Genomic DNA, 25,134 nt, shown 5'->3' on the forward strand with positions numbered 1-25,134 from the left:
ACCCATTGTGTCCTATTTTGGTGACATTTTAGCCAAGTGATTAAGACTTCACAGAGCTAAACAAATCAACGCAAAACACTTCATAATTTTCCTAGGGATAAACTTGAGGATAGTTAATGGGTTCAATATAGTTACCATCACATTCATCCTTGAGGAGAAACCGATTTAAGCTGAGATCTGTACCTGTAAATTGATAAAAACCCAAGCTACCACAATCCCCTAAACCTCTGCCTTTTGTAAAAATACTAATGGTTTGGCTACTCGGATCATATTCTGAATACCCAGCTCTGGTCACTTCTGTTTCTTTAATCAATTGTTGATCCGTATCTTGGTAGAAATAAGTAATCGGTAGTGGCGTCAGATCGAATTGATCCTCGTCTCTTCGGTATAAAAAATAATTCTGGAGCAGTTGATAGGCTGTCGAGCCACAAACAAGGTGCACGAGATACTCATCTTCACCCACGCGGTAAACATTAGAGGCCGCTTCTGTGAGCTCCGATTCAAATCTAAACTCTTGGCAAAGCCCCAAATCTTCCCGGTTTTCCATAAGCCCCGGAATGATTGCTTGGCTAATATCAGGGGAGGAATAATTCTGATCTACTGCTTCTACTTCCTTCGTATCGGCCCCTTGAGAATTGACTAGGGGCAATGGTTCAGCGGGAACAGGAATTGGTTCTTCTGTCGGATCGGTAGGTGTTGTTCCGTCGGGTTCAGGGGCAGAAGGATTAGACTGATTTTGGCAACTGCTTAACCCCAAGCCAAGGCTGATCAGGGTACTAAAAGTAATAAATTTAAACCTCATATATCTGACCTCCACGCACTAAATCATAAGAAAATTAACTAGTTAATTAAAGAGCCAGGGAAGAACTTAATTTCGCAAAAATCATCCGTCCCGCAGAGGTTTGTAAAGATGAAGTAACGGTTACAGCAACATCGGAACCCATAAATTGTTTCCCTTCCTCGACAACGACCATGGTGCCATCTTCGAGATAACCCACCCCTTGTTTTTCTTCCTTTCCTTGCTTAAGAATTTTTACATCTAAATTATCTCCAGGGAGATAGATCGGACGAATCGCTTGGGCAAGGTCATTAATATTTAAAATCTCGACTTTTTGAAGATTAGCAACCTTTTGCAGATTGTAATCATTGGTCAAAAGAATCCCATTAATTTCCTGGGCCAAATGCACTAATTTAGCGTCCACAGTGGCAATGTCATCGTAGTCTGCGGGGTTGACAGAAACCCGTTTGGGAAAACGATTTTGCATACTCTGGAGAATATCTAAGCCCCGACGACCCTTGGCGCGTTTCTGGTCGTTGCTAGCGTCGGCGAGTTGCTGTAATTCGTTGAGGACAAAAATTGGAATGAGGATTTGTCCTTCGATAAAACCTGTTTTAAGGAGTTCTTCTAGGCGACCGTCAATGATACAGCTTGTGTCGATGATCTTTGTCGGCGAAGGACGGAGGGTTCCTTCAGCAACGAGGAGAGTATCTAAACTATTGGGATTGATCAGCCGCAGAAAAGTGCGCCCGTGGACATCGGCGAGGCTCACACCAAGGTAGGCAAAGGTGATACTACCGAGAATGGCAAAGGTGGGCTTAAGAAAACCAAACTCTGAAGGAATGGGCAACAGAAAAATGGGAGCAAGCATTAAATTTGCCACCAAAAGCCCAATCACTAAACCCACAGCACGGGTGACGATAATTTCGATGGGGGTGCGCCGAAATTGTTGTTCAAAACGACGATAGGTGCTCTGGGCGAGGAGACCGATGGAAAGGCCCAGGAGTGAGGCAAAACCGGCCCCCACCCACCGGAGGGCGTCAATGTTGGAGGCTTGGTCGCGCACAGAGGCAGGAAGTAAATCAATGACATCAAATCCCACAAGGGCGATCGCCACCACAAAGATCAGAACAAGGAAAATATCGAACATAGGTCTTACCCGGCTATAAGTCCCAGTTTTAGGGGGAATTTGGGGTTTAGGATAATGGAGAATAATGCCCTCATTATATCGGTGGGCCTTCCATTCCTTCGCGCCTCTGGGAATTAACAAAATTTGTTGATTTCTGCGCCAATTTTCCAGCTAAATGCTTCCTATTCCCCATTGAGACTGTTCTACCGTGGTTACCAGTGCCTATCTCCATCTCCCCTTCTGTTTACGCCGTTGTTTCTACTGTGATTTTCCGATTACGGTGACGGGGGAAAAACAAACTGCGGGGATTCGCACCCAGATGGAGGAATACGGGGAGTGGCTCTGTCGGGAAATCCGCGCAACACCGATCCTGGGGGGCGAGTTAAAGACGGTGTTCTTTGGAGGTGGCACACCCTCTTTATTTCCAGTGGATCTCTTGGAAAAAGTTTTAAGAACCCTTGATCAGCGATTTGGCATTGCCCAGTCAGCAGAAATTTCCCTGGAGATCGACCCAGGCACTTTTTCTTTAGAACAACTGATCCGGTACAAAAATATTGGTATTTCTCGCCTAAGCCTTGGGGTACAAGCTTTTCAGGATAATTTGCTGGCAAACTGTGGGCGATCGCACAGGGTAATAAATATATTTACTGCGTGTGATCACCTGGAGCGATCGCAGATCCCCTGGAGTTTGGATCTGATCTCCGGATTACCGGATCAGACCCTCGACGATTGGCAGGCTTCCCTCCAACAGGCGATCGCCCTTAATCCCCACCACATTTCCTGCTATGACCTAGTGATCGAACCTCAAACTCCCTTTGGTAAACAATATAAACCCGGGGAAGGCCCCCTTCCTTCCGATGAAAATACCGCTGCCATGTATCGCCTTGCTAGTGAAACCCTCCGCGAAGCAGGCTATGACCACTACGAAATTTCTAACTACGCCAAACCAGGCTACCAATGTCAGCACAATCGCGTGTATTGGGAAAATCGCCCTTACTATGGTTTTGGCATGGGGGCCGCCAGTTTTACCCAAAATCAGCGGTTCTCCCGGCCCCGTACCCGCGCCGAATATTACGCCTGGGTTGAACAATACGAACAAAATAACGGTGTTTTAGACGTGGAGGTCTTAACAAAAGGCGATCGCCTCCTTGAAACCTTGATGTTGGGTCTCCGTTTAACGGAAGGTTTGGATTTATCCCAACTGATCACAGAATTTGGCCAAAGTCGTGTGGATCAGATTCTAGAAATCCTCAAACCCGCTTTCCAGAAAGGCTGGGCTTTCCTTTCCCCCACAACGCCACCACGTCTTGCCCTAAGCGATCCAGAAGGATTACTGTTCTCCAACACCATTCTCGCGGAACTTTTCCACCACCTCGACCCAGAAAACCCCGTAGAATAATCACGCCTTTCCCTTTCTCTTTCCCTACCCATGATTGATCTTTCCCAGAAAAAAATCCTTGTCACTGGCGGCGCTGGCTTCCTCGGCCAACAGGTAATTTACCAATTGCTCCAAGCAGGTGCTCAACCGGAAAATATTACCGTCCCCCGTTCTTCTAGTTGTGATCTGCGCCGTCTCGAAGCCTGTCAGCAAGCAGTCCAAGGTCAGGATATCGTCATTCACCTGGCGGCCCACGTGGGGGGGATTGGCCTCAACCGGGAGAAACCCGCTGAACTTTTTTATGACAATTTAATGATGGGCACCCAGCTCATTCACAGTGCCTACGAAACGGGGGTCGAAAAATTTGTCTGTGTCGGGACGATTTGCGCTTACCCGAAATTTACCCCTGTACCTTTCAAAGAAGAAGATCTTTGGGCAGGCTATCCCGAAGAAACCAATGCCCCCTATGGCATCGCCAAAAAAGCGCTCCTCGTGCAACTAGAAGCCTACCGTCTGCAATATGGTTTCAATGGCATTTATTTACTACCAGTTAATCTCTACGGCCTTGGGGATAACTTCAAGCCGGAAAGTTCCCACGTGATCCCCGCTTTAATCCGTAAAGTCTACGAAGCGCAACGGGATGGTGTTAAACAGCTCAAGGTTTGGGGAGATGGCAGCCCAACACGGGAATTTCTCCACGCAACGGATGCGGCCCAGGGCATCGTTTTAGCAACGCAAAAATATAATGAGGCAGCCCCCATCAATCTAGGAACCAATACAGAAATTTCTATTAAGGATTTGGTCGAGCTAATTTGTGAACTAATGGCCTTTGACGGAGAGATTATCTGGGAAGCGGATAAACCCAATGGACAACCCCGCCGTTGCCTAGATACCCAGAAAGCCAAGGAAAAATTTGGTTTCGAGGCGGCGATTGGTTTACGGCAGGGTTTACAGGAGACTATTGATTGGTATTGCCAGAACCCGGAATAGATATTTCCCTTTGGAGAAAATCTAGGGATTGGCCGCGTTTTGTAGATCGGTAACGGTGGGTTGTTTTAGCTTACTGGCTAATCCCATACGCTCCAGGAGACAAATAAAAGAATAGGTAAAGTCCGGTAGGTATTTCACCTTACCTTTTTGAATTGTGATTCCGTGGCGTACCGACCAACCAAAGGCATGGTGCAGATTGTGCCAACCTTCCCCAAGGGCAAGGACGGCAACCCAACTATTATTACGGCTGTGATCGGTGGTTTGGAAAGGGCGATCGCCCCATTTGTGACAGACAGAATTCACGAAAGCGACACCATGGAACAGGAGGGTGGTGCTGATAAAAAATGCGGCCAGATATTCCAGGCCGCCGACCCCATAGGACAATGCGCCTAGGGCAATGAGGGGCACAAAATGGAAGCGATCAATCAGTTTCAGGATTGGATCTCGCTCAATGTCAGCGGGCAATTTTTTCGGGAAGGTATTGGGAGAAATGAGCCAGCGGTAATGGGCCCACCAAAACCCCTCTTTGGAGCTGTGGGGATCACCGGGATGGTCGCTAAACCGATGGTGATCTTTGTGGTGGGCTTTCCACCAACTCGGCCCCATTTGCCCCGCCGAGGCGGTAATAAAACTGCCGATCCATTTCACCCAGGGGGAAGCTTGGTAGGCTTTGTGGGTCAGGAGACGGTGGTAGATGGCAGTGGTGCCGAGCATTCTCAGCCAGTACCAAAAAATAATCCAAAGGACAGCTCCCCAACTGAGACCTGTAAAAAAGGCGATCGCTATGCCGAGATGACAAAGGATAATCCAAACTGGGCCAGTGGCATAGCTGAGGAGCGTTAGTCGAGAATAGTTGCGGGGACGGGGATTAGGTTGTGGTGGTGTAGAGGGAATCGGGTCAAGAACGTTGCTGTAATGCGTCAAAATGCTTTCCTAACGAGTTGAGAATATCTTCTATGAAACCGCGTTTTTACATAACTTTACAACTCGTGAGTCCCGAATCCCTTGCGGTCGGGTCAAATAAATTCGGAAATGTCTTCGTCACAGTCATCGGCTAAATAAGATAAGGAACGGAAGCGGAGGCCGACCAATTGTTCATAGAGGGGATTGAGTTTGCACATTGGCGGAATATGGACAATTTTTTTGCCAAATAGCTTGACATCCCGCTCAAAGGGGCATTGGGGTGGCACCATTTTACAGATGAAGCGGGCCACGCGAGGATCGTCAATGTCCATGCCATCGAGCCAGTTGCGGATTGGTTTAAGGGCATCAAGGTGAACTTCTGGTTGGGGGGTTTCGGTGGTGACAGTTTCGGGGTCGTAGAGGGTTTTTTCAAGGTTATGGAGGGCGCTGAGATCTACCCCAAGGGCTTTCCCAAAGGCTTTGATTTGATCGGCTTCAACGATGGAATAGACCCCATCGGCGATCGCCATCATCACCGCTGTCCGGAGAAAATTTTCGCGGGTATTGAGATCTTCTCCGAGGTCAGCCGCCAACTCTTGACCCGTAATCGGTTCTAAGTCCCCTAGGCTACTGTGGGGGGCGAGTTCGTCCTGGGTCAGTCGCGTAATGAGCTCTTGCTCTTCGGCATCAAAATGACCGTCGGCCCAGGCAATGGTCAGTAATCCCCGTAACCAAGCCGTGATTTGGCGATCGCTGTAGACAGTTGTGCTCGCAGAACTCATAGCTGTTTCAAAAATTTGTAACTCTTTCCCCATTGTAGGCAAGAAATCAAGAAGCCATAGAAAATACGGTGAAATTAATCCATGGCCCAACAAGATTAAGATCTAATTATCAATTCTTCGGGCTGCTTTAAGTAAATTAATGAGGTAAAATCGACGTTATTTATTGATTTTTAATAAGCTAATTTTCTAAACACTGTTTTGTGATTCACAGAATATTTTCTAAGTATTTGTTGGAGGTAGATCAAAACCAAAAGTAAAACAAAATTTAGCCCCTTGATTACCCCGTGTTTCGGCCCAGATTTGTCCCCGGTGCACTTCGATAATACGCCTAACAATTGCTAAGCCAACTCCTGTTCCTTCAAATTCAGATTGGCTGTGGAGTCGCTTAAATGGCAAAAAAATCTCTTCTAAATGTTCTGCAGTAAAACCAACACCATTATCTTCTAGGCAGTAAGTTTGAGAATCGATTTTATAAAATTTTATTTGAGGATTTTTGACCTTGCTAGTGTATTTCCAGGCATTTTCAAATAGGTTTTCAAAGGCCATCTTAAGGAGCGGGCGATCGCCTAGGATAATTACATCCGGTTCGATTTTAATTTCTATGGCTCGATCAGGGGTTTCACCTTGGAGATCCTGAATAATTTCTATGGCAATTTCACTTAAATTAATCCTCTCAAGGGTTAATTGCTTTTCTTTAATTTCTGCAAGGCGCATCAAGTCAGAAATGATATGATTCATTTCCTTAGCAGAATTCGCAATAATCTCTAACGTCTCTAAGGTCTCTTCGTCAAAGGTATCAACATCACCTAAGAGCAAGTCACAAAACCCTAACAATTTCGTTAATGGCCGCCGTAAATCATGGGAAACCATATAGTTAAAGGATTTTAGATCTTGGTTGATCTGGGCTAACTGGTTATTTTTTTCTTCAAGCTCCTGGGCATTACGCAAAATCTTAAGTTGATTTTCAACGCGCACAAGCACCTCATACATGTCAAAGGGCTTATTGATATAGTCAACGCCCCCTAAGGAAAAAGCCTTCACCTTATCGAAAACATCATTTAAAGCACTGATGAAAATAATGGGAATTTTGGCGGTGTCTGGATTAGCCTTTAGTCGTTGGCAAACGCCATAACCATCTAAGATGGGCATTTTAATATCCAGCAGGATCAAATCAGGGGGATCCGCTGCCACTGCTTTGAGGGCTTGTTTGCCATTGATCACCTGTCGCACTTCGTGGCCCTTTTCAACCAAAATTTCTGAAAGAAGTTGTAGGTTTTCAGGAACATCATCAACAATTAAAATATCGCCTCGGTGCTGCAGATAAGAATCTTGAATCATAATGCTTAAGTTCACCACATTGGCTTTGGAATTACCCCTGACAGGATGGCATTGAAATGATGAGAATTACGCGCGTTAAAACATTGGTTTGGCTTAAACTCTAGTTTTCTTTTATTATTCCATTAATTTTTTTAGAAAAATGTAAAGAGTTCAAAAAGTATGCCATCCGGCTTTCATGATGCTTATTCTGATGATACAAACGTTAAAATTCTGGGGCGCTCTGGATTGTGTGTGGGTTTTTGGTTTCGGGGTGCATAAAAGTTAAGGCTGTGGCCTGGAGATGTAGACGGGGGGCGGCCCGGTTGCCATAGAGGCGATCGCCAAGGATCGGATTGTTTAGCCCGTCGGGGTGGGCGCAATGAACCCGGAGTTGGTGGGTGCGGCCTGTAATTGGCTTGAGTTTGAGGCGATGGGAATCTAATTTAACGAAATAGGTTTCGCTGGGTTTGCCCCGTTGCGCATCTACTTTTTGCCGGGGGCGATCGCCAGGGTCTGCCCAGAGGGGAAGGATAATCATTCCTTCTGGACGCTGAATTTTTTCCTCTAGGAGGGCTTCGTATTCCTTATGAATTTTGCGGCGGCGAAACTGAGTTTGCAGATCCTGTTGGGTTTCGGCATTTTTGGCAAATAAAAGAATTCCGGATGTATCTTGGTCGAGGCGATGGACAAGGAAAATATCCTGATAATCGCGGCGCAATCGGGAAAATGCACTGTCATAGGTCTGGCTACTGCGCCCTGGAATCGAGGGGAGACCAGCGGGTTTATGGATGGCAATAAGGCTGTGGTCTTCGTAGATGATTTCTAGGGGAATTTCTGGGGTCGTCAAAATATCTTGAAACGACTTTCCCCCCAAGCCCGAAAGCAAAAAGCCGAGGATCGGTTGGCAGCGCTCTTCACAAGCTAAATAGAATTCGCCTACTTGTTTGTCAGGGCTGTTTTTACCCCACCAAAACTCGGCCATGGCCAAGGGTTTAAGGTTCTGTTTCGCAGTATAGTTGAGGAGTTTGGGCGCACAACAATCGCCGGTGCCGGTGGGTAAACCAGTGGGAAATAAATCGGCGATCGCCTTTGATTCTCCTTGAAAATTTTTGAGGTGATAGACCTGGTGCATCCGTTTTTGGAGGGTGCGAGACAGGGTTTTGCGGCGTTGGCGGAGGCTTTGTAAGTCTTGATCAGCTTGGTCAATAATCACCGTGAGAGGATTAATCTCTTGATCCCTGGCCTGTTTGAGATCGCGTTTGTGGTTGCTTTCCTGGCGACTTTCTTCTTCAAGGACGGCGATCGCTTGCGCTAATTCGGCTCCCGTTAAATGAGTCTGGTAAACCTCGCGTTTTTGGCGGCGTACCTGTTTTTTCTGACGACGTTCTTGATTAAACTGCGCGATTTTTGTTTGCCATTGTTGCTGCAACGTTTGGTAAGTTTTTCGTTCTGGTAGGGTTTCTAGGCGTTGGATTTCCCGGCGGATCTGCCGTAACTGGGCGAGAATTTCTTGCTCTTCTAAAATCAGGCGATCGCCCCCATCCATCGGTGGCACCCAACCGGGAAGGACTTTTTCGCCTTTAAGCAGTCCCGAAAATGCCTTGAGAAATACCCGTTGCCCGGTGGCCATTTCTGCTAGCAATACCCCGTACATTTTCCCTTCCCAATTGAAATCCGGATTTTCCCTTAGTTCCGCCATTAATTCACGGGCGATCGCCTCAGCATTTTTGGTGCGGGGGAGACGACAAAGTTGTTTAGTGGCCGGACAAACCCCCTCATACCAAGCAGTAACAACATCGGGTTCCAATTGTGGTTGATAGGGGAATCGGGGCGAAGTCATGACAATACGACGCTCATCTTTTGTAAACGTAAGCCCTTTATTTTAGGCGTGAGCACACCGTTTGTCCGCTGGTGACCTATGCGATTGCCAATAGTTGGCGCAAACATAATATTGATTGGCGTGCCTCAAACTTGAATGCTGCCGTGACAAAAATATAGCCGAAAATAAGCATCCCCACGGGAATGAAACCGATTAGAACAATAGATAATTCTAGTAAATGAAAAGCGGCGATCGCTAACAATCCAGAAGCAAAACCCAGCCAGCTAACCATGAAGCAGATTATTAAAATATGCGGGGCCATTGTCACTTTAATAATGCTTCCTTCCCCTGTGGACTTGATTTTACCTTTCATGATCGGCAGAAAAGAATTTGTGTAATGGATCACACGTCGAATTTCAAATGTGTTTTGGCTGACGGTACCTCGAACAATCTGATTTTGAATGGCATCAGCTAATCTTTGTCGTACTGCTGCTGGTTGAAGATGTGTCTTGAGAATTAACTGAGTAAAAGGGCGAAAAGTCATCGGTTGCTTTGGTCTTGGTTGCGTCTTTAGAATACTTCGCCGCCGTCTAGGAGCTGAGCCATTGGTTGCGGTTGCTGCTGGAGATGCTGCTGGAGGTGACGGGGATGATCAGTAATGAAATAATCAATATTTTGTTCTACAAGGCGATCAATCTGAGCTAATTCTTGGGCCAATTTTTTCGGGTTTTGACTTTTATGGGGTGGTGAAAAGATCGTCCAAGCGCCGACGGCTAATTGGTGTTGATGGAGTCGCTGAATGGTTTGTTTTTTAAACAAATTAACGTTGAGACTGACTAAGCTGGCATCGAGGATTTTTTCTAAAATGTGACTTTCAGTAAATTTGCGAATGAAGAAATTTTTGATCACCAAAGGCGAGTAGAGAATACCTGTTTCAATGGGGTGATGGGTGAGCTTCAGCCAGATCAAAGCCCAAATACTAAAGGAGGTAACAAATGCTTCCTGTTGCAGCTCCATTTTTTCGATCAATTGGGCGACGGCAATGCCCGTTTTCCGTTGCTGGAGGTTGAGGCGGGGGGCTTTCATCTCGATATTGATTAACAATTTGCCCCGCAGTTCGCTCAACACATCTTCAAGGAGAGGAATTTTTTCGGGTTGGGGATAGGTGTAGGTTTGTTTGCCGATTTTGAGGGAATCTTTAATGCGCAGGGTTTGGATCTCTGGCCAGGTCATTTCAGTAATTTTCCCCGTGACCCCCGTCAGCCGTTTGGTATAGAGGTCATGGAAAACTACCAATTTGCCATCCTTTGTGAGGAAAGTATCGAGCTCAACGCCGTCTAAACCCAAGGCGATCGCCTTTTGGAAACCCGCCATGGTATTTTCTTGGTGATCGGTTACAACCCCCCGATGGCCGAAGATTAGGGGATGTGCGGACGGCTGAAAAAATCTCGATTGCATCGCGGAAAAATCCTCTAATCACTTCTCCCACGGTAAAAAGTAACAGCGCGACAGGGCATAATGGGGACAGTAAACTTTACAAACAGTTACAAATTCCATGACATCTGCGGCGGTTTCCCTCGATAAAGTCACCAAGGTTTTTAGTAAAGTCCCGGTGGTGAATGAGCTTTCCTTTGCGATTCAAGCCGGGGAAATGTACGGTCTGTTGGGGCCAAACGGGGCGGGGAAATCCACCACGATTCGGATGTTGATCACCCTCACCGAACCCACAAGCGGCAAAATTTCCATCGCCGGGGAAGATGTGATGCAAAATCGCGCCCATGCCAAACGCAATATCGGCGTGGTGTTGCAACAGATGAGTGTGGATGTGGATCTCACTGTTTGGGAAAATCTAGAGTTCCATGGCCGCCTGCACCATATCCCCAACCCTCGTCGGCAACGGTTAATTCGTCAGTCTCTGGAGTATGTAGAACTGAGCGATCGCCGCGATGCTCTGGTCAAAACCCTATCGGGGGGGATGAAACGCCGTGTCCAGATCGCCCGTGCTCTGTTGCATGAACCCAAAATTCTCTTTCTCGATGAACCCACCGTTGGCCTCGATCCCCAAACCCGCCGTCGTCTCTGGGAAATCATTCGTGACCTCAACAAAAATGGCATGACGATTCTCCTCACCACCCACTACATGGAGGAAGCCGCCACCCTCTGCGATCGCATTGGCATTATGGAAGCGGGTCGCCTGATCGACGAGGGCACTTTCGAGGAACTCCAGGCAAAACATGGCAAAGGTTTAGTCGTCAAACAAAAAGGCGATCGCTGGGAATACAAATTTTTCCCGACCCTCCAAGAGGCAGAACATTATCTCGACAACTTGCCCGATAAAACCAGCATGATGGTGCGGGAATCCAACCTCGAAGATATTTTCGTCGAACTCACCGGGCGGCAGTTGGACTAAGTTTTGAACGAAGTAAACGCTTACCAAATGGTGCTCAAATCCAATTGAAAATCCGGTAAGACAGTTTCACCATCGAGAAACTCAGGTTGCTCAAGAATTTCTACGGGTTGACCGCTGCGATACACCTCAACCTGCCGCGTTTGACGGTTAATTAGCCAGCCCAACCGCGACCCATTGTCGATAAATTCCTGTAATTTTGCTTGGGTGCGGGCTAGGGAATCCGTTGGCGACAATAGCTCCACAATAAAATCCGGACAAAGGGGTAAAAACCTCGTCTTTACTTCCGGTGCGAGGGCTTCCCAGCGGGCCGAGGGAATCCAGGCAGCATCAGGCGATCGCATCGCCCCATTGGGCAGGATAAATCCCCCAGAAGAATCAAATGTTTTACCCAGTTTGCATTGGTGATTCCAGAGCCATAATTGTGCAGTGAGGCTGGCATTACGTTCGCTAGTTTCGCCACCAGTGGGGGACATAATCGCTAAATCTCCTTGGGCATTCCGCTCAAAACGGAAATTTTTATTTTGTTGGCAGAGTTGAAAAAATTGTTCGTCGCTAAAATTGCAATTTTCGAGGTTCAACTCTAAAGGAAGGGTCATGTCCATTGCCTAAACTTCCACCGGTGGGCTACTACTGCCATTATAGTGAGCTTGTCTAAGGCTTAAATTAACCTCACTATGTTCCAGATCGGTCTGCGGCGGCCTGCTGAAAAAGGGCGGTGTATTGTTCAAACCCGCCCGGAAAAGCAACGTTAATTTGTAACGGATCAGCCGGATCGGTAATGCCCTCAATCACTTGGGTTTGATCATTGATTGTCCCCAGTTTTAAAGGAATCCGGTTTTTTAATTCCCCCTGGGAGCTATCGATATACACGACGAGATTGCCGCTCTTTGCCCATTTACCGATGTCTTGCACAAGCTGAAGAAAAAGGCGATCGCTCCCCCCCCGTCGAACTTGATCGCCTTCGGTGTGACTTGTGACCGTATCGCCGACGCCAACAATTAAGGGCATCAATTGCGGATCAAAATTGTCTTGCACCAGTTGCAATAGTTCCTCGTGGTTTTGGGGCGCTTGGCGAGCGTTAAAGGTTTCCCCTAGGGGATAGTGGCCCGTGCGTTGGGCATAGTAATAATTCAGCAGCACTAAAACCCCCGCTTCTTTGACGGCACCACGCACCATAAACTGAAAATCTGTGGTGCCAGAATCCTTGGCTGTGGCAAAGCGAACAATTTCTTTCCCCACATTATTTCTGCCTAAATTGGGCGCATAGTGCACGAAAAAACTATTGTCTAAACCCTGTTGGCCAGCTTTTTCAAGCAAATCATTCATCAGGGTTTCCATGGTGCGCTGGAGGTCTTGGTAAATCTCAAGGCGATCGCCTAAATATTCGGCCAGGACATTTAAATTTGCCGTTGGTGAAACGAGATTATCTAAAACCGACGCATGGATCAGCTCAGGTTGAAGCTCAGCAGGAAAAATATCAGCATATTTAGTAAAAAATTGTCCTAAACATTGACCAATCAAATCTGGTACTGTCCCAAGAAAATCTAGCTCTGCTTGGCTGACACCGGGATGGGAAATTTGACCGTTATCCGTCTGCCATTGCACGCCCCCCGCCGCTAAACCGGGTAAATAGCTTGTTTCATCTTTGGCTTCAACATTGCGAAATGCCCGTTCGACGATGCGATTTACTCCCCTTCTGCCTTCATGTTCACCGTTGGTGAGGACAAAAAAGTGGTCTTTAAACTTGCGTGTGGCACGAATATAGCCAGGATCTATTTTGCGGGTTAAAGGGTCTTTGACTAACCCCATGCAAACCCCATCAAGATCCTGAATAATGAGTAGATTTTCTGTGTTGCTGAGGGTTGAAAGGAAAGCTTCATGATCAAGGGAATAATGTTGGTCATGGAGCAGTAAAGCAGTCATAAAGTCTTTTTAAATTCAATGGGTGTGCAGTAGTTGGGGGAATTCGCATTCCCTAGATCTTCTTTGTGAAGGGGGACTTGCTGTGGGCAGAAGCCCTCCCCAAGGAGGAAGTTTAGGCCCAGTTTTTCGCTCGTTCAACGGCTTTTTGCCAGACTTTGAAATGGGCTTGGGCTTGGGAGGCGTTGGCACTGGGTTTAAAGACGTAATCAATTTTGCGGTTTTGCACCAGGGTTTGGTAATCATCCCAAAAACCGACGGCTAATCCGGCGGCAAAGGCTGCCCCCTGGGCCGTGGCATCGAGGACAGCGGGACGTTCTACAGGAATGCCCAATACATCGGCTTGGAATTGCATCAGAAAGTCGTTATTGCACGCGCCGCCATCGACTTTTAATTCTTGGATCGGGGTACCAGAATCTTGGTTAATCGCTTCGACTACTTCTTTGGCTTGGTAGGCGATCGCCTCTAGGACAGCCCGCACCATGTGTTCTTTTTTGACGCCTCTCGTTAAACCGAGAAATGCGCCCCTGGCACTCATATCCCAGTGGGGCGCTCCCAGGCCACTCAGGGCAGGGACAAAATAAGCGCCGCCGTTATCGTTCACCCCTTGGGCGAGATCATTCGTTTCCGCCGCCGTTTCGATAATTTGTAGGCCGTCGCGCAACCATTGGATACAAGCCCCAGCGGTGAACATACTCCCTTCGAGGGCATAGCCAATATCGAGATTTGTGCCATCATGATGGGCTTGGGTGCAGGCGATGGTCGTTAGGAGCTTATGTTTGGAGCGTTTAATCTCGTCGCCCGTGTGCGCCACCAAAAACGCCCCTGTGCCATAGGTGCATTTCAATAAGCCGGGGCGATCGCAACCATGGGCATAGAGGGCCGCCTGTTGATCCCCAAAGATGGCGGTGATCGGAATTGCCGCCCCCAATAAACTTGGATCGGTTTTGCCAAATTCCCCTAGGCTCGACTGCACCGTTGGCATCATCTGGCGGGGAATATCGAATAAATCCAACAAATCCGGATCCCAATCTTTTTGGTTGAGATTGAGCAACATTGTCCGGCTGGCGTTGCTGTGGTCTGTGGCGTGGACTTTGCCTCCCGTGAGGTTCCACAAGGCCCAGGTGTCAATGGTTCCAGCGAGAACATTATTGGGATTAATGGCACTATTTTCCTTAGCCCAGCTTAATAACCAATTCAGTTTCGTCGCCGAAAAATAAGCATCCAACACCAAGCCTGTTTTATCGTAAATTTCTGCCGCTTTGCCTGCTGCACTGAGGGTTTGACAGAGGGGAGCCGTCCGTCGATCCTGCCAGACAATTGCTTTATGAAGTGGTTTGCCAGTGGTTTTATCCCAGAGGACACAGGTTTCCCGCTGCACCGTCAGGCCGATCGCCGCGATATCCTGGGTTTCAATGCTGCTATTGTTGACGACCTGTTGCATCACGGCTTTGGTATCATTCCAAATTTCCGTCGCGTCATGTTCGACCCAACCGGGCTGAGGATAATATTGGGTTAATTCTTTGTAGGCTTGGGCAACAATATCGCCTTTGTGGTTAAACAAAAGGGCACGATTACCAGTGGTGCCGAGGTCTAACGCAAGAATGTATTTTTGATGGGCCATGGTCATTATTAAATAAAGTTTTTTAAATGGGTTAAATGAGGTTTAAAAAGTGTGTTTTTCTGCTCGGAAGACATCATTTAGGGAGGGATTTCAGATAACAGAAAACCTTCGCCATTATGCAGGTGAATTTGGGCTAAGTCATAGATGGTGTTGATCTTCAAAGTCGGTGTGGCGATCGCCACCTGCCAACGATCCAAATCCAGGGCGAGCCATTTACCAATCTCAACGGTCTTCGGAGCCCCGGCCATGTGCGCCACTAACACAAGCCGCTGTTGGGTGTCGGGATTGGTGCGCCTCCCGTAGAAAATGGTGCGTTGGTGATCCGACCAATGGTGTAGGTGATCGCCCCCTGTCGGATCGAGATGATTTCGCAGCCAAGGCTGGGCCTGGCGATATTGCCGCAAACGTAAATTAAAGCTTGCCCGCTCATCCGGCACCGCTCCACAATAATGGGAGACCCGACAAGCCTCGTGGCCATCCTCCATAAAGGCGATCGCTATTTCCTTCAGGTTGGCAATGGTAATCGGCTTTACAAAATCAAATTGTGGTTCTAATTCGGTTTGCAGAAAAATCGCCAGCTTTGGTAGATCATAGCCAATCGCTTCAATGGCCTGTTCCACTGCCTTAAAGAACTGCCGCATTAACGAGAGATCATAAAAGCCCATGGTTTTAAACCGCCGAAATGCCCAGGATTGTCGGTAAATTTCCGGCGTAATTTGCCAATAGAGAAAGCCAATTTCGTCCGCCATAATTTTGACGGCATATTGATCATCTGTATTCCGAAAAAAGCCCCAGGGAGTATGCATCAATGCATTTAAAAAATCCATCGGAATTCCTGGACTAAAGCCGTGGATCCACAATTGGGTTGCTGGGTTATCGTAGGCATTCTGTAAAATTTCCGGCAAAGAATCCCCTAAATATTCATTAATGCGAATTGCGGCGGTATTAATGTGGTTGCCCTTGCGTACCGTGTCGTGGTTGGCGCAACCGGTCACCCAGCGATCGCCATGGGCCATAATTTTGCATACATCCCGCCATTCCCGTTGCCAAAATCCCTGTAACGTGGGCGTATTATGCTCGAAGATCAACGGACTCCACTGAAAACAATCGGGCTTTAGGTAAATCAAATCCAAATGGGTGGCCATATCTTCCCAGCCGACATTGGGCCAGGGACGACCATCTTCATAAATGGTGTACAGCTCGCGGGTCGCTGTCCCAACGGTTTGGGGTACCGCAGCCATCTTCAGCAGGAAATCATTGTCATAGTCTAGTTGGCCGGAAATGGCATCAGACACCTGAAAATCTTGACCCCCATCGACCCGAATCCCATCAGCGCCTAAATTAATTTTCCGCCGTTGTAACTCCAGGAGGACAGCCCGCACCATCGGATTTTGCTGGTTTGTATCATGGCCATACATATTTGCGCCCCGGAAAAATTGCGCATTAATTAATCCCAGGGCTTGGTGATGGATATGCCCGTAAACCAAGTCGAAAATAATCTGGATCGGGCGGGCAAAGGCGGTGTGGAGCGTGGCAATAAAATCCACAACTTCGGCGGGTCTGAGGGTACTGAGGAGGGCGGGACTGGTGGCCGCGGCCCCTAAAATCAGATCGTCATAGCCCCAATTTTGGGTGTCTGGTTTTTTCAGGTGGACTTGCACTTCTTGGTTGGCGATCGCCCGAATTTGCCAAAAAGCATGAATCGTTTCATTTTCGGCGGGGCGAAATTCCACCGTGGGTTCAATGGGTAAAAGTTCAATTGCATCAAAGCCCACATAGTTTTTTTCAGCGGCGGTGAGGGGTTGGCTATTGGCCAATTTGCGGGCGAGGTCACGGTAAATGCGTGTGAGTCCAGCTAGGGTGCCCGTGGGGGAAGCAGTACCGACATGGATTTGCAAAATATTGCGGGGCGGTGTGACCCAAGTTTCCTGGTGAAAATAGTCGCGGTCGGCCCTGTCTCGCTCCAGTTGGGCCATGTCGTACAGCTCGGCTGGCGCAAACACACCGTAGGGGAGGGAGTGGGCAAAGACATCGCGGATAATCTGTTCACCACTGCGCAACCAGTAAAACGATCCCGCTTGGGTACGGGTGCCAGCTTTGAGACCCGCCACAACGGCCCAGGCAAATTCCCCTTGGCGCGGCAGTTCTAGCACCTCCCGACGGAACGGAATGACTTGATCGGCAAGGCGAAAATCGATTGCCTCCATGGGCGTAAAAATTTCGAGGTAAACGGGGCGATCGCCCACCTCCGGAATCCAAAATCCCACTTGGGTCAGGCCATCACTGCCATAGGTTGCGCCCAATTTCTGACTCAGTTGTTGCCCCCGCTGAAATGGGTCTGGGGTGCCCGTGGCGATCGCCTTGGCCCAGGTCAATAAAGCTTGGGTGGGGGCTTCGACAAGTTGAATGGGGGGTGAAATATTCACGCGAACCTGAGGGCAAAACTGTAATTGACAATTTACCCGTGCTTGCTACAGTCGCCATTTTACTATGTCGACCTTAGTGACAAAAAATTCCAAAGCTAGTTTGTCACAATAAAGTTGATCGATGCAGTGTTCCCAATTATGGGATAGAAAATTTTTTTGACTGTGGCGATCGCCTTGGATTATCTGCCAAAGATGATCGGAATAATAATCGCCAATGTTGCCGCCACAATCAGGCTAAAAGCAAGGTTAACGACTTGGGTAGAGGCTTTTTGGTATGTATCGACGCGGTCATTAATAATCCGCACATCACCATCTAACTTGCCGACCTTATCGCCAAGGGAACTGATTTCAGAACCCAATTTTTCCAAAGTAGCTTCAATTCGGTCTAGTTTTTCACTGGTTCCACTTTCAGGCATGGGCATTATTGCTTAGGATAATCTCATTTTACACTGCTCAGTAAAGTGGCTAAAACACCATCAAGGGCATCGGCTCTGGGCAAATAGTGTTAGTTTTTAGACTGTTGCGTGAACTTGTTAATGTCCAATCCGTCTTCTAATCCGCCCCATCAGGCCCTTGCTCCCCTCAAACTGAGTACCCAATTGGCCTATGGCGCAGGCACCGTTGGTGTTTCTATGACTGGGAATATCCTGGTCTTTTTTGTCTTATTTTTCTTTACGGATGTGGCGGGTTTACCACCGGATAAAAGTGCCTTAATTCTGATGGTGGGCAAGGTAATGGATGCCATTAGTGATCCTGTTGTGGGCTGGTTGAGTGATCACACTACTTCTCGCTGGGGCCGGCGTTTTCCCTGGATGATCTTTGGGGTGGTTCCGTTTGCGTTGTGCTTTGTGGCTATGTGGGGAATTCCGACGACCAATACCCAGTGGTTGTTGATCTACTACATTACCTTGGCGCTGATTTTCAATACGGCCTACACGGTGATTTTCTTACCCTACGTCGCCCTCACCCCAGAGTTGACGTCTGATTATAATGAGCGCACCCAACTCAATAGTTTTCGGTTTACCTTTGCCATTGGAAGCAGTATTTTGGCGTTGGCCCTGGCCCAGGGAGTTTTTCGGGTGGTGCCGGTGGTGTCCCAGCGTTATCTTGTGCTGGCGGTAATCACAGCGGCGATCGCCCTTGGCAGTATGTATTGGTGTGTGCGTGGTACGTGGCAGCGGGTGCAGTTCATGGAGCAGTATCGCCAACAGCACCAACAGCGCCACCAACCCCGTTTATCCTTGGTGCAGCAACTACAGATTGTTTTTAATAATCGCCCGTTTCTGCTGGTGATGGGCATTTATCTCTGTTCCTGGCTGGGGGCGCAACTTACGGCGGTGGTGATGCAATACTTTGTGGTGAGTTGGCTGGGGCTTTCGGATTTTGTCTTTACCCAGTTTGCCCTAGTGGTGCAGGGAACGGCCCTACTGATGTTATTTGTCTGGAGTCGCCTCAGTCGCCGTTGGGGTAAACGCACCGTTTATGCTCTAGGCATGGGGTTCTGGATTGTCGCCCAGGCAGGGTTATTTTTCCTGCAACCGGGTCAAGAAAAATGGCTGTTTTTGTTGGGATTTATGGCGGGCCTGGGAGTTTCAACGGCCTATTTGATTCCCTGGTCGATGTTGCCGGATGTGATCGAACTCGATGAACTGCGCACCGGGCAGCGACGGGAAGGGGTTTTCTATGCATTTATGGTGATGCTCCAAAAGCTCGGCATTGCCTTTGGGATTTACATTGTCGGCAAGGCCCTCGATTGGGCGGGTTACATTGAGCGGGTTCCGGGGAGTCCCCCGGCGGTACAGCCTGATTCTGCCCTCTGGGTGATTCGGTTGGTAATTGGCCCTTTGGGGACGGTGTTGCTAATTGGGGGATTGATCCTGGCTTATTTTTATCCGATTACCCAAGGGTTTCACGCTGAGATCCGCCGCAAACTCCAAGCGGGCGATCGCCTATCCAGTCCAGCCAAATAAAACAGGATTGATCCTGTAAATAAATACTTGATTTTTTGTTCTCTAGATTGGTTGGGATAGCTTAGTTTTTTATCGCAAGATTGCAAGATGTAAGGCTTTTATAGCGGCCTAAACGTTCTTCGCTATGGTGAAAAAAATTGTGGCGGCATAGAACAAGTTTATGGCAACCAAACAGAACAATATTCTTTGGCGACGGGTAATGGCGATCGCCGCAATCCAGGCAGCGATCTCTTTAATGTGGATTGCCTATCGTGCCTATCTCGGTACGTTGTTGGGCGGGTGGGGATTCTCAGAGGATTTTACGGCGCAACTGTTGACGGTAGAGGTTTTACTGGCGGTGGTGATGGAACCGGTATTTGGGGCCTTGAGCGATCGCCAACAGCGTTTTTTAGGGAGTCGGCTACCTTTAATCAGTTTGGGGGTGATTTTAGCGGCGGCTATTTTTATTGGCTTGCCGATCTTGGGAGTGTTTCAATTGCCATTGCGGTGGGTGTTGCCCGCAGTTGCCATTGCTTGGGCCTTGGCGATGACGATGTTTCGTACCCCGATTTACGTGCTACTGCTCAAAAGTACCCCCAGCCGCGCCGAGTTGCCCCTCGCCATCTCTGTGCTGACGATGGTGATCGGGGTGATGGGCGTTCTGAAACCGAGTATTCAAAATGGATTGTTAGCGGTGGGAGCTTTACCGGCTTTCCTCGCGGGATCAGTGACGTTGTTAATCGCCTCTTTGTGTTTAGGATTGGTGCTACCGAAGCCTGCTGCGCCCCTAATTGAGGAAGCCCCTACCCCAAGCCCCTTACCCTGGCTGGGTTTTGTACAAACGATCCTTATGGCGATCGCCCTCACGTGGGGTAGTGCAATTGTTTTACAGCGGTGGCTCGATTTATTTGGTTCAATTCCGCTGACGTTAGGGATCAGTGTCGGCCAAGGCTTAAATTTGCTGGTGGCGATTTTGGCGATTCCTGTAGGTTGGCTAACGCTCCGGTGGCAGCAATATCCCCTCTTGGGTGTTGCCTTTGGTTGGTTGACCGTCATTCTCTTGCTGCTGTTGGGGGCGCCCGCCCAGGATGGCGGTTATGTGGTTATTGCTCTGCTCTGGGCCTGGGCCTTGGCGACCGTCAGAAACGGCACTTTACCCTACATTTTTAAGACAATTCCGGGGGATTGGGCTGGTTTGGGCATCGGCATCTTTTTTGGAATTTCTGGCCTTGCGGGGATGGTTTTGTCCCAGTGGGTACCAACAGAGGCTAACCGTTTGCAGGGCTTGATTGGGGTGGTTTGTTTGGCGATCGCTGCAACTCTAGCGCTCATTCCCCATCGGAAAAATGGGAGCGCTACTCCAAAACCATAGCCGTAGGAGTTCTGGCTCATCATTGCCCTAATTCTTTTCTTTTTTTCTGGGTCAAAGCTAACTTTCTTCAACACAAAATTGAGATTTTGGAAATGCCATGAGAAAAAAACTAAAAGTAAGAGTAGGAATGGTCATTTTGGCGATCGCCGTCATTGCCTTCATTCTGCGCTTGAGAAGCCCAAGTGGGGAGTTTGTCCCAGTTGAGTACAATAGCGCCGTTGCCCGCTTTCGCAACACCATTAAAACGGAGTGGATTCGTGCGACCGATCCCGAGGCTTCAAGACAGTTTCGGCTACTGGAACCGGTCGAATATATCGCTTCAGATCAAAGTATCTGGCAGGCGAAAGCGGGTTCAATTATTGACGGGGCGTCAATCCCACGGGCTTTCTGGACGATTGTCGGGGCACCGACTACAGGGCCTTATCGTGATGCTTCGGTTATCCATGATGTTTACTGCGATAGTAAAGAGCGTTCTTGGGAGGAAACCCACTGGGTTTTTCGCGATGCCTGTCGGGCAGCGGGCTTGGGGCCATGGCAAGCAAACTTACTGTATTTAGCTGTTTTTCATTACGGCCCGATCTGGACGGATGAGGGTACGCTACAACAGGACACGATTCAGGTCGATGAAGAGACTGCGGCGAAAATGGCTGAGTTTTGTCAAGAGAACCCGGATCTTTCCATTGATGAACTGCAAAAATTAGATCCCAAGATTTGGGAAGATCCATAAGAAATATTTCAATATCGCGTGCTTTGTAAAACAGACTACTTTTCTACCACAAGATTCCAACCTACTTTGTAACAGTAGTCACGGTATTTTTTGCCCAAAAAACTCAAGCAACCTCCACTGCTTTTCAGGTCAAAATCTAAATCTTTTGAGTTTTTACTTGATGTAATGATCCTATTGGCATAGAGGAACTCTACATATGCATCACCTAATTCAGTGCTTTGAATGAATGCAACTCGGTACTTTGGTTCAAAAAAATCCTGAGTATTGCCCGGAGAACTACTTTTCAGAAGCTGCATAGGTTGAGTTTTTGAGAACTACTATTGCGAAAGCAAACAATTGTCATAGAGGAAAAATGAAAAACTCTCTGTTTAAAGGCTTCAACTTAGCGCTAGTTTCTCTGCTTGGCTCGGCCTCAGTGACTTCGGCTTCAGTCTGGACGAATCCCCCCCCCTCAATCGAAATCAACGATGTGACCGTTTACGACCAAGACGAGATTGGTGGTGATGATGTTTATCTCAAAATATGGCAAACCAAGTGGGGAAATAAAGTCAAGTTGCTCCTTGAGACAGGCGTTGTCACAATTGCCGAAGGAGATTCGCACGATTTTTTTATTCCCACATTAGATTTTGGCCCCAATGTAGACGACAAGATCTTGATTGAAGTTTGGGATCAAGACGGTGGTCTGAGGGGTTCAGACGACTTACTTTATAGCTTGTCCTATGGCCCTGATAGCAATGCGCTACCCAGCTTTATTGCTGGAGACCCTAATTGGGGCAATATTGATGTTGAGGTTTGCGATCGCGAGTGCCATTGGCAAAAGTTTCAAGAGTTCCAAGCCCAGCGCAATCAGCCACGGCAATCAACTTATCTTGTCTCCATTGACTGTTCTCATGCGGGCATTACCAACGAAGGTACAACCAATCGCATCACCATTGAATTTTGGTCTGGCAACACGATGGCCCACTCCATATTTTCTGATAATTTTAGTGATTCGGCCTGCTCTAGTCAAAATCAAACAATTACCTATGTTTCCAGTCAAAATATCAGCCATGCTGTTTTAAAGACCAATGGCGAAAATGCTTTCTTTATTGATGCTATGCAAATTTCAAAAAATGGTCAGCAGATCGCCCAACACGATACAAACAACTTTTTAGGATATTGTCTCTCCACTGATCCAAGTGATGCGACTCGCACTTGGAAAAACTATGTTGACTCCTGTGTATCAAGTCGCGAGTTTAGTTTTTAAGCGTCTAAATGATTCCGTCTTTGACCACTACATTGATACACTCTTTTAAACCTACACAACTTTAAAGTAATGAAAAAGATTCTGAAAGCCTGCTTATTACACTCAACTGCTGTCAGTGTCAGCCTCTTGAGTTTCTCCTTTGGAGTCCGGGCACAAACACCACAAACACCAGCCGATGAAATTAGCCCACCTGTAACCGACCTGCTTTTCGGCATCGAACGGATGATGGGTTCAGATTCAACTCTTGTGGAAACCGCCCTAGAAGGATTTGAGGAGAAGTATGGGGATGCAGTTAGGGGTGGGGATCATATTCAGGGTATTGCCATGACTGCAGGTGGACAGATTGTCCTTTCCTATTCTCGTCAAGATCCCTCAAAGGAAAATTGCTCAGGCATGCTTATATATTCCAGTCCTTTCGATCCCGCTAGTCCAAATAGAGAATTAGATTGGGATTTTTACTGCGAGACGAGTAATACAGATATTAATAACCCCCCAACAGGATTAGGCCCAGAAGCTCATCCAAGTAGTCTTCAAGCCAGCGGCAATATACTTGCAGTGGGGACTCATGGGGGTACTCGTTTTTATTATCTTGGACCCAACGGAATCGAGGCACTCCATCCAAATACTGCAGTGCTCACTGGTGGACGAGATTCAACGGGGCTCACTTACAATCCTGTGGATCGTCGTTTTTATCTTTTAAACTCTGATGGTTCGACAGCGGTAGGTAAAAACACAATTAGACTTTGTCGTAGTGATCAAGATATTTCTTTGCGGCAAGCAAACCAGGCGATATTTACTGACTCTGACTGTATAAATATTAGAGATGTCTATGTTTCTGGACAGGGTGCAAATCTGATTGTCCAGGAGGATGGAACACTATTTTTGGTGTCTACTTTTAGTACACGTGATTTGCCTGACAATCTTTTAGGTTTTGCGGATGATAACACGGATGCAATATGGGGAGCATATGGTACGCGATGTGCATTAGAAACCGCGTTGCTCCCAGGCTATGGCTTTCGCGCCTCGTTTGAAGATCACATTTATATTTCAGAACTTGACTTCAGTAATAGGACGGCTGATCTCGTCATGAAGCGGGATATTCGACGAACCCAGGCTGTGCAAACCTGTGTGGACAAGCGGCCAGCTTTTAGATTTGCTGGAGGCGTTGCAACTATTAGAAATGGTGCTCTCCTTGGGCTATGGTCAGGTCGCCAAAATCCTCCATTACTTTCTCTGAACGACAGTTACGAGTTTGCTTTCCAGGACTTGCCACAACCAATCAAAAGTGCGAGTGTTTCGGAAGAGAAAGCTTACCTGTTCCGTGAGAACAATACCTATTATCGATATACAGATAGCCAAGGGGTAGATCCCGGTTATCCGGCGTCGACCAGCAGAAACTGGGATTTTGATGTCGAGGGTGATGATAAAGAGATTCTTGGAGCCGTTCGCTATGACAATGGTCATGTTTATCTCTTTTTAGAAGATGGGTATTACAGTCGGCTCGAAAAAGATGGTTCAACTTCTCCGGGGTATCCGGTGAAAATTACAGACAATAATTGGCCTGGTTTAGCACCTTACGCTGAAAGGATTAGAGCTGTGATTAATTGGGGCAATGGTAATATCTACTTTTTCCTAGAAAACCGGGGTCCCTTTGGAGGAACTTTACTCGGAGACGGGGAATATGTTCGCTATAACATTGCCAAAAATAGAATAGACCTTGGCCCTCGATCTATTGAAGGACCCTGGGGAATTTTAGGTGATTATGACACCGATATTACTGCAGCAGTTAACTGGTGGAATGGTAAAGCCTATTTTTTCCTTGAAGGAGGCGAATATATACGCTGGGATATCGATACCGATGAAACTGCTGGTCCTATCAGAACGTCAAAATATTGGCCAGGAGTTAGTGATGACGAAGACATCACGGCTGCATTTCGCCACCAACGCTGATAAATTAGTGACTTCCTGTCAGAATAAAATTTCTAGGAACGGAATTGGTCTATTTTTCAACTGATTACTGTTGCTGAAATCGCTACCATCAAAACGCCGGAGGTAGTTTAATGTCCAAAATTATATTTGTTAGATATCGACTATCAAGCCATGGCGGCATACAAAAGAACTAATCTAGGGCCTCATATAAAATAAACAGTTAAAACTTAATAAGTAAAGCCTCTTAACGAGAAAATTTTTATAGAATTAACACAATTGGACAAGTGGCTATTTTGACGTAAGAGTCCTTACTTAGAAATGGGTCAGTGCAATATTTTTGAAGACGAACTGAGTTGTTTGATCGCTGCAATTTTTTTACAAACTGCATAAGCTCTCCATCGCTACCACTACTTCTAGGCAAGCTAACTTTACTAC

22 protein-coding genes are annotated in these 25,134 nt (G+C 47.5%); 8 read left to right on the top strand and 14 right to left on the bottom strand.

From position 1 onward, the window contains the following. Positions 1-91: 91 nt before the first annotated feature. Positions 92-802 (bottom strand): DUF1176 domain-containing protein, encoded by a 711-nt coding sequence (locus AWQ23_RS14110; RefSeq protein ID WP_062436330.1) that lies wholly within the window; start codon positions 800-802, stop codon positions 92-94. A 46-nt stretch (positions 803-848) separates the two neighbouring features. Next, positions 849-1,928, bottom strand: coding sequence for a PIN/TRAM domain-containing protein (locus AWQ23_RS14115; protein ID WP_012308417.1), 1,080 nt, complete (start codon positions 1,926-1,928; stop codon positions 849-851). Between the two features lie 187 nt (positions 1,929-2,115). On the opposite strand from AWQ23_RS14115, the gene hemW reads away from it, so the two are divergent. Both hemW and AWQ23_RS14125 read left to right on the top strand, forming a co-directional pair. Next, positions 2,116-3,306 carry a radical SAM family heme chaperone HemW gene (gene hemW / locus AWQ23_RS14120; protein WP_062436332.1) on the top strand — a complete coding sequence of 397 codons (1,191 nt, stop codon included), beginning with the start codon at positions 2,116-2,118 and terminating at the stop codon, positions 3,304-3,306. A gap of 30 nt (positions 3,307-3,336) precedes the next feature. Continuing rightward, complete coding sequence (locus tag AWQ23_RS14125) at positions 3,337-4,275, top strand: GDP-L-fucose synthase (RefSeq protein ID WP_062436340.1); 939 nt, start codon at positions 3,337-3,339, stop codon at positions 4,273-4,275. A 21-nt stretch (positions 4,276-4,296) separates the two neighbouring features. Here the strand turns inward: AWQ23_RS14125 and AWQ23_RS14130 are convergent, their stop codons facing one another. The 6 genes from AWQ23_RS14130 to AWQ23_RS14155 all read right to left on the bottom strand — a co-directional run bounded on the left by AWQ23_RS14130 (position 4,297) and on the right by AWQ23_RS14155 (position 10,554). After that, positions 4,297-5,199 carry an acyl-CoA desaturase gene (locus AWQ23_RS14130; protein WP_062436342.1) on the bottom strand — a complete coding sequence of 301 codons (903 nt, stop codon included), beginning with the start codon at positions 5,197-5,199 and terminating at the stop codon, positions 4,297-4,299. A 92-nt stretch (positions 5,200-5,291) separates the two neighbouring features. Then, on the bottom strand, positions 5,292-5,960 hold the full coding sequence (locus tag AWQ23_RS14135; RefSeq protein ID WP_062436344.1) for a Mo-dependent nitrogenase C-terminal domain-containing protein: 669 nt from the start codon (positions 5,958-5,960) through the stop codon (positions 5,292-5,294). A 219-nt stretch (positions 5,961-6,179) separates the two neighbouring features. Continuing rightward, a complete protein-coding gene (locus AWQ23_RS14140; protein ID WP_062436346.1) occupies positions 6,180-7,298 on the bottom strand; it encodes a response regulator in 1,119 nt (372 codons plus the stop codon). Positions 7,299-7,500: 202 nt separating this feature from the next. Continuing rightward, positions 7,501-9,117 carry an RluA family pseudouridine synthase gene (locus tag AWQ23_RS14145; protein ID WP_062436348.1) on the bottom strand — a complete coding sequence of 539 codons (1,617 nt, stop codon included), beginning with the start codon at positions 9,115-9,117 and terminating at the stop codon, positions 7,501-7,503. 76 nt (positions 9,118-9,193) lie between these two features. Beyond that, positions 9,194-9,640 carry a hypothetical protein gene (locus AWQ23_RS14150; RefSeq protein ID WP_062436351.1) on the bottom strand — a complete coding sequence of 149 codons (447 nt, stop codon included), beginning with the start codon at positions 9,638-9,640 and terminating at the stop codon, positions 9,194-9,196. 26 nt (positions 9,641-9,666) lie between these two features. After that, positions 9,667-10,554: a glycerophosphodiester phosphodiesterase gene (locus AWQ23_RS14155; protein ID WP_062436353.1), complete on the bottom strand. Its 888-nt coding sequence runs from the start codon at positions 10,552-10,554 to the stop codon at positions 9,667-9,669. A gap of 97 nt (positions 10,555-10,651) precedes the next feature. On the opposite strand from AWQ23_RS14155, the gene ccmA reads away from it, so the two are divergent. Continuing rightward, on the top strand, positions 10,652-11,506 hold the full coding sequence (gene ccmA / locus AWQ23_RS14160; protein WP_012308426.1) for a heme ABC exporter ATP-binding protein CcmA: 855 nt from the start codon (positions 10,652-10,654) through the stop codon (positions 11,504-11,506). A 20-nt stretch (positions 11,507-11,526) separates the two neighbouring features. On the opposite strand, the gene AWQ23_RS14165 is transcribed toward ccmA, so the two are convergent. The 5 genes from AWQ23_RS14165 to AWQ23_RS14185 all read right to left on the bottom strand — a co-directional run bounded on the left by AWQ23_RS14165 (position 11,527) and on the right by AWQ23_RS14185 (position 17,898). Next, positions 11,527-12,102: a Uma2 family endonuclease gene (locus tag AWQ23_RS14165; protein ID WP_315862668.1), complete on the bottom strand. Its 576-nt coding sequence runs from the start codon at positions 12,100-12,102 to the stop codon at positions 11,527-11,529. Between the two features lie 76 nt (positions 12,103-12,178). Continuing rightward, complete coding sequence (gene stpA, locus AWQ23_RS14170; protein ID WP_062436357.1) at positions 12,179-13,429, bottom strand: glucosylglycerol 3-phosphatase; 1,251 nt, start codon at positions 13,427-13,429, stop codon at positions 12,179-12,181. 112 nt (positions 13,430-13,541) lie between these two features. Next, positions 13,542-15,050 carry a glycerol kinase GlpK gene (glpK, locus tag AWQ23_RS14175; RefSeq protein ID WP_030007700.1) on the bottom strand — a complete coding sequence of 503 codons (1,509 nt, stop codon included), beginning with the start codon at positions 15,048-15,050 and terminating at the stop codon, positions 13,542-13,544. Between the two features lie 77 nt (positions 15,051-15,127). Continuing rightward, positions 15,128-17,476 carry a glucosylglycerol hydrolase gene (gene gghA, locus AWQ23_RS14180; protein WP_062436359.1) on the bottom strand — a complete coding sequence of 783 codons (2,349 nt, stop codon included), beginning with the start codon at positions 17,474-17,476 and terminating at the stop codon, positions 15,128-15,130. A gap of 179 nt (positions 17,477-17,655) precedes the next feature. Next, positions 17,656-17,898, bottom strand: a complete 243-nt coding sequence (locus AWQ23_RS14185) for a hypothetical protein (protein ID WP_083500730.1) — start codon at positions 17,896-17,898, stop codon at positions 17,656-17,658. Between the two features lie 114 nt (positions 17,899-18,012). Between AWQ23_RS14185 and AWQ23_RS14190 the strand changes: the two genes are divergently transcribed. The 3 genes from AWQ23_RS14190 to AWQ23_RS14200 all read left to right on the top strand — a co-directional run bounded on the left by AWQ23_RS14190 (position 18,013) and on the right by AWQ23_RS14200 (position 21,524). Further along, a complete protein-coding gene (locus AWQ23_RS14190; protein ID WP_012308431.1) occupies positions 18,013-19,446 on the top strand; it encodes an MFS transporter in 1,434 nt (477 codons plus the stop codon). Positions 19,447-19,606: 160 nt separating this feature from the next. After that, entirely contained in the window at positions 19,607-20,797 is a 1,191-nt protein-coding gene (locus AWQ23_RS14195; protein WP_062436360.1) for an MFS transporter, read from the top strand. A gap of 97 nt (positions 20,798-20,894) precedes the next feature. Continuing rightward, on the top strand, positions 20,895-21,524 hold the full coding sequence (locus AWQ23_RS14200) for a DUF1353 domain-containing protein (RefSeq protein WP_083500731.1): 630 nt from the start codon (positions 20,895-20,897) through the stop codon (positions 21,522-21,524). Positions 21,525-21,559: 35 nt separating this feature from the next. On the opposite strand, the gene AWQ23_RS14205 is transcribed toward AWQ23_RS14200, so the two are convergent. Continuing rightward, the gene (locus AWQ23_RS14205) at positions 21,560-21,820 is read right to left on the bottom strand and encodes a hypothetical protein (RefSeq protein ID WP_062436364.1); all 261 of its coding nucleotides are present in this window, start codon (positions 21,818-21,820) and stop codon (positions 21,560-21,562) included. 56 nt (positions 21,821-21,876) lie between these two features. On the opposite strand from AWQ23_RS14205, the gene AWQ23_RS14210 reads away from it, so the two are divergent. After that, positions 21,877-22,770, top strand: a complete 894-nt coding sequence (locus AWQ23_RS14210) for a hypothetical protein (protein WP_062436366.1) — start codon at positions 21,877-21,879, stop codon at positions 22,768-22,770. Between the two features lie 69 nt (positions 22,771-22,839). Then, positions 22,840-24,720, top strand: coding sequence for a hypothetical protein (locus AWQ23_RS14215; protein WP_062436368.1), 1,881 nt, complete (start codon positions 22,840-22,842; stop codon positions 24,718-24,720). Positions 24,721-25,134 lie beyond the last annotated feature (414 nt).

The organism is Picosynechococcus sp. PCC 73109 (assembly GCF_001521855.1).
GTDB lineage: Bacteria > Cyanobacteriota > Cyanobacteriia > Cyanobacteriales > MRBY01 > MRBY01.

What these genes read in the sequence shown, in the direction of transcription:
- AWQ23_RS14110 (WP_062436330.1), bottom strand. Translation starts at nt 802, where the DNA reads ATGAGGTTTAAATTTATTACTTTTAGTACCCTGATCAGCCTTGGCTTG.
- AWQ23_RS14115 (WP_012308417.1), bottom strand. Translation starts at nt 1,928, where the DNA reads ATGTTCGATATTTTCCTTGTTCTGATCTTTGTGGTGGCGATCGCCCTT.
- AWQ23_RS14125 (WP_062436340.1), top strand. Translation starts at nt 3,337, where the DNA reads ATGATTGATCTTTCCCAGAAAAAAATCCTTGTCACTGGCGGCGCTGGC.
- AWQ23_RS14135 (WP_062436344.1), bottom strand. Translation starts at nt 5,960, where the DNA reads ATGAGTTCTGCGAGCACAACTGTCTACAGCGATCGCCAAATCACGGCT.
- AWQ23_RS14140 (WP_062436346.1), bottom strand. Translation starts at nt 7,298, where the DNA reads ATGATTCAAGATTCTTATCTGCAGCACCGAGGCGATATTTTAATTGTT.
- AWQ23_RS14145 (WP_062436348.1), bottom strand. Translation starts at nt 9,117, where the DNA reads ATGACTTCGCCCCGATTCCCCTATCAACCACAATTGGAACCCGATGTT.
- AWQ23_RS14150 (WP_062436351.1), bottom strand. Translation starts at nt 9,640, where the DNA reads ATGACTTTTCGCCCTTTTACTCAGTTAATTCTCAAGACACATCTTCAA.
- AWQ23_RS14155 (WP_062436353.1), bottom strand. Translation starts at nt 10,554, where the DNA reads ATGCAATCGAGATTTTTTCAGCCGTCCGCACATCCCCTAATCTTCGGC.
- ccmA (WP_012308426.1), top strand. Translation starts at nt 10,652, where the DNA reads ATGACATCTGCGGCGGTTTCCCTCGATAAAGTCACCAAGGTTTTTAGT.
- AWQ23_RS14165 (WP_315862668.1), bottom strand. Translation starts at nt 12,102, where the DNA reads ATGACCCTTCCTTTAGAGTTGAACCTCGAAAATTGCAATTTTAGCGAC.
- stpA (WP_062436357.1), bottom strand. Translation starts at nt 13,429, where the DNA reads ATGACTGCTTTACTGCTCCATGACCAACATTATTCCCTTGATCATGAA.
- glpK (WP_030007700.1), bottom strand. Translation starts at nt 15,050, where the DNA reads ATGGCCCATCAAAAATACATTCTTGCGTTAGACCTCGGCACCACTGGT.
- AWQ23_RS14185 (WP_083500730.1), bottom strand. Translation starts at nt 17,898, where the DNA reads ATGCCCATGCCTGAAAGTGGAACCAGTGAAAAACTAGACCGAATTGAA.
- AWQ23_RS14190 (WP_012308431.1), top strand. Translation starts at nt 18,013, where the DNA reads ATGTCCAATCCGTCTTCTAATCCGCCCCATCAGGCCCTTGCTCCCCTC.
- AWQ23_RS14195 (WP_062436360.1), top strand. Translation starts at nt 19,607, where the DNA reads ATGGCAACCAAACAGAACAATATTCTTTGGCGACGGGTAATGGCGATC.
- AWQ23_RS14200 (WP_083500731.1), top strand. Translation starts at nt 20,895, where the DNA reads ATGAGAAAAAAACTAAAAGTAAGAGTAGGAATGGTCATTTTGGCGATC.
- AWQ23_RS14205 (WP_062436364.1), bottom strand. Translation starts at nt 21,820, where the DNA reads ATGCAGCTTCTGAAAAGTAGTTCTCCGGGCAATACTCAGGATTTTTTT.
- AWQ23_RS14210 (WP_062436366.1), top strand. Translation starts at nt 21,877, where the DNA reads ATGAAAAACTCTCTGTTTAAAGGCTTCAACTTAGCGCTAGTTTCTCTG.
- AWQ23_RS14215 (WP_062436368.1), top strand. Translation starts at nt 22,840, where the DNA reads ATGAAAAAGATTCTGAAAGCCTGCTTATTACACTCAACTGCTGTCAGT.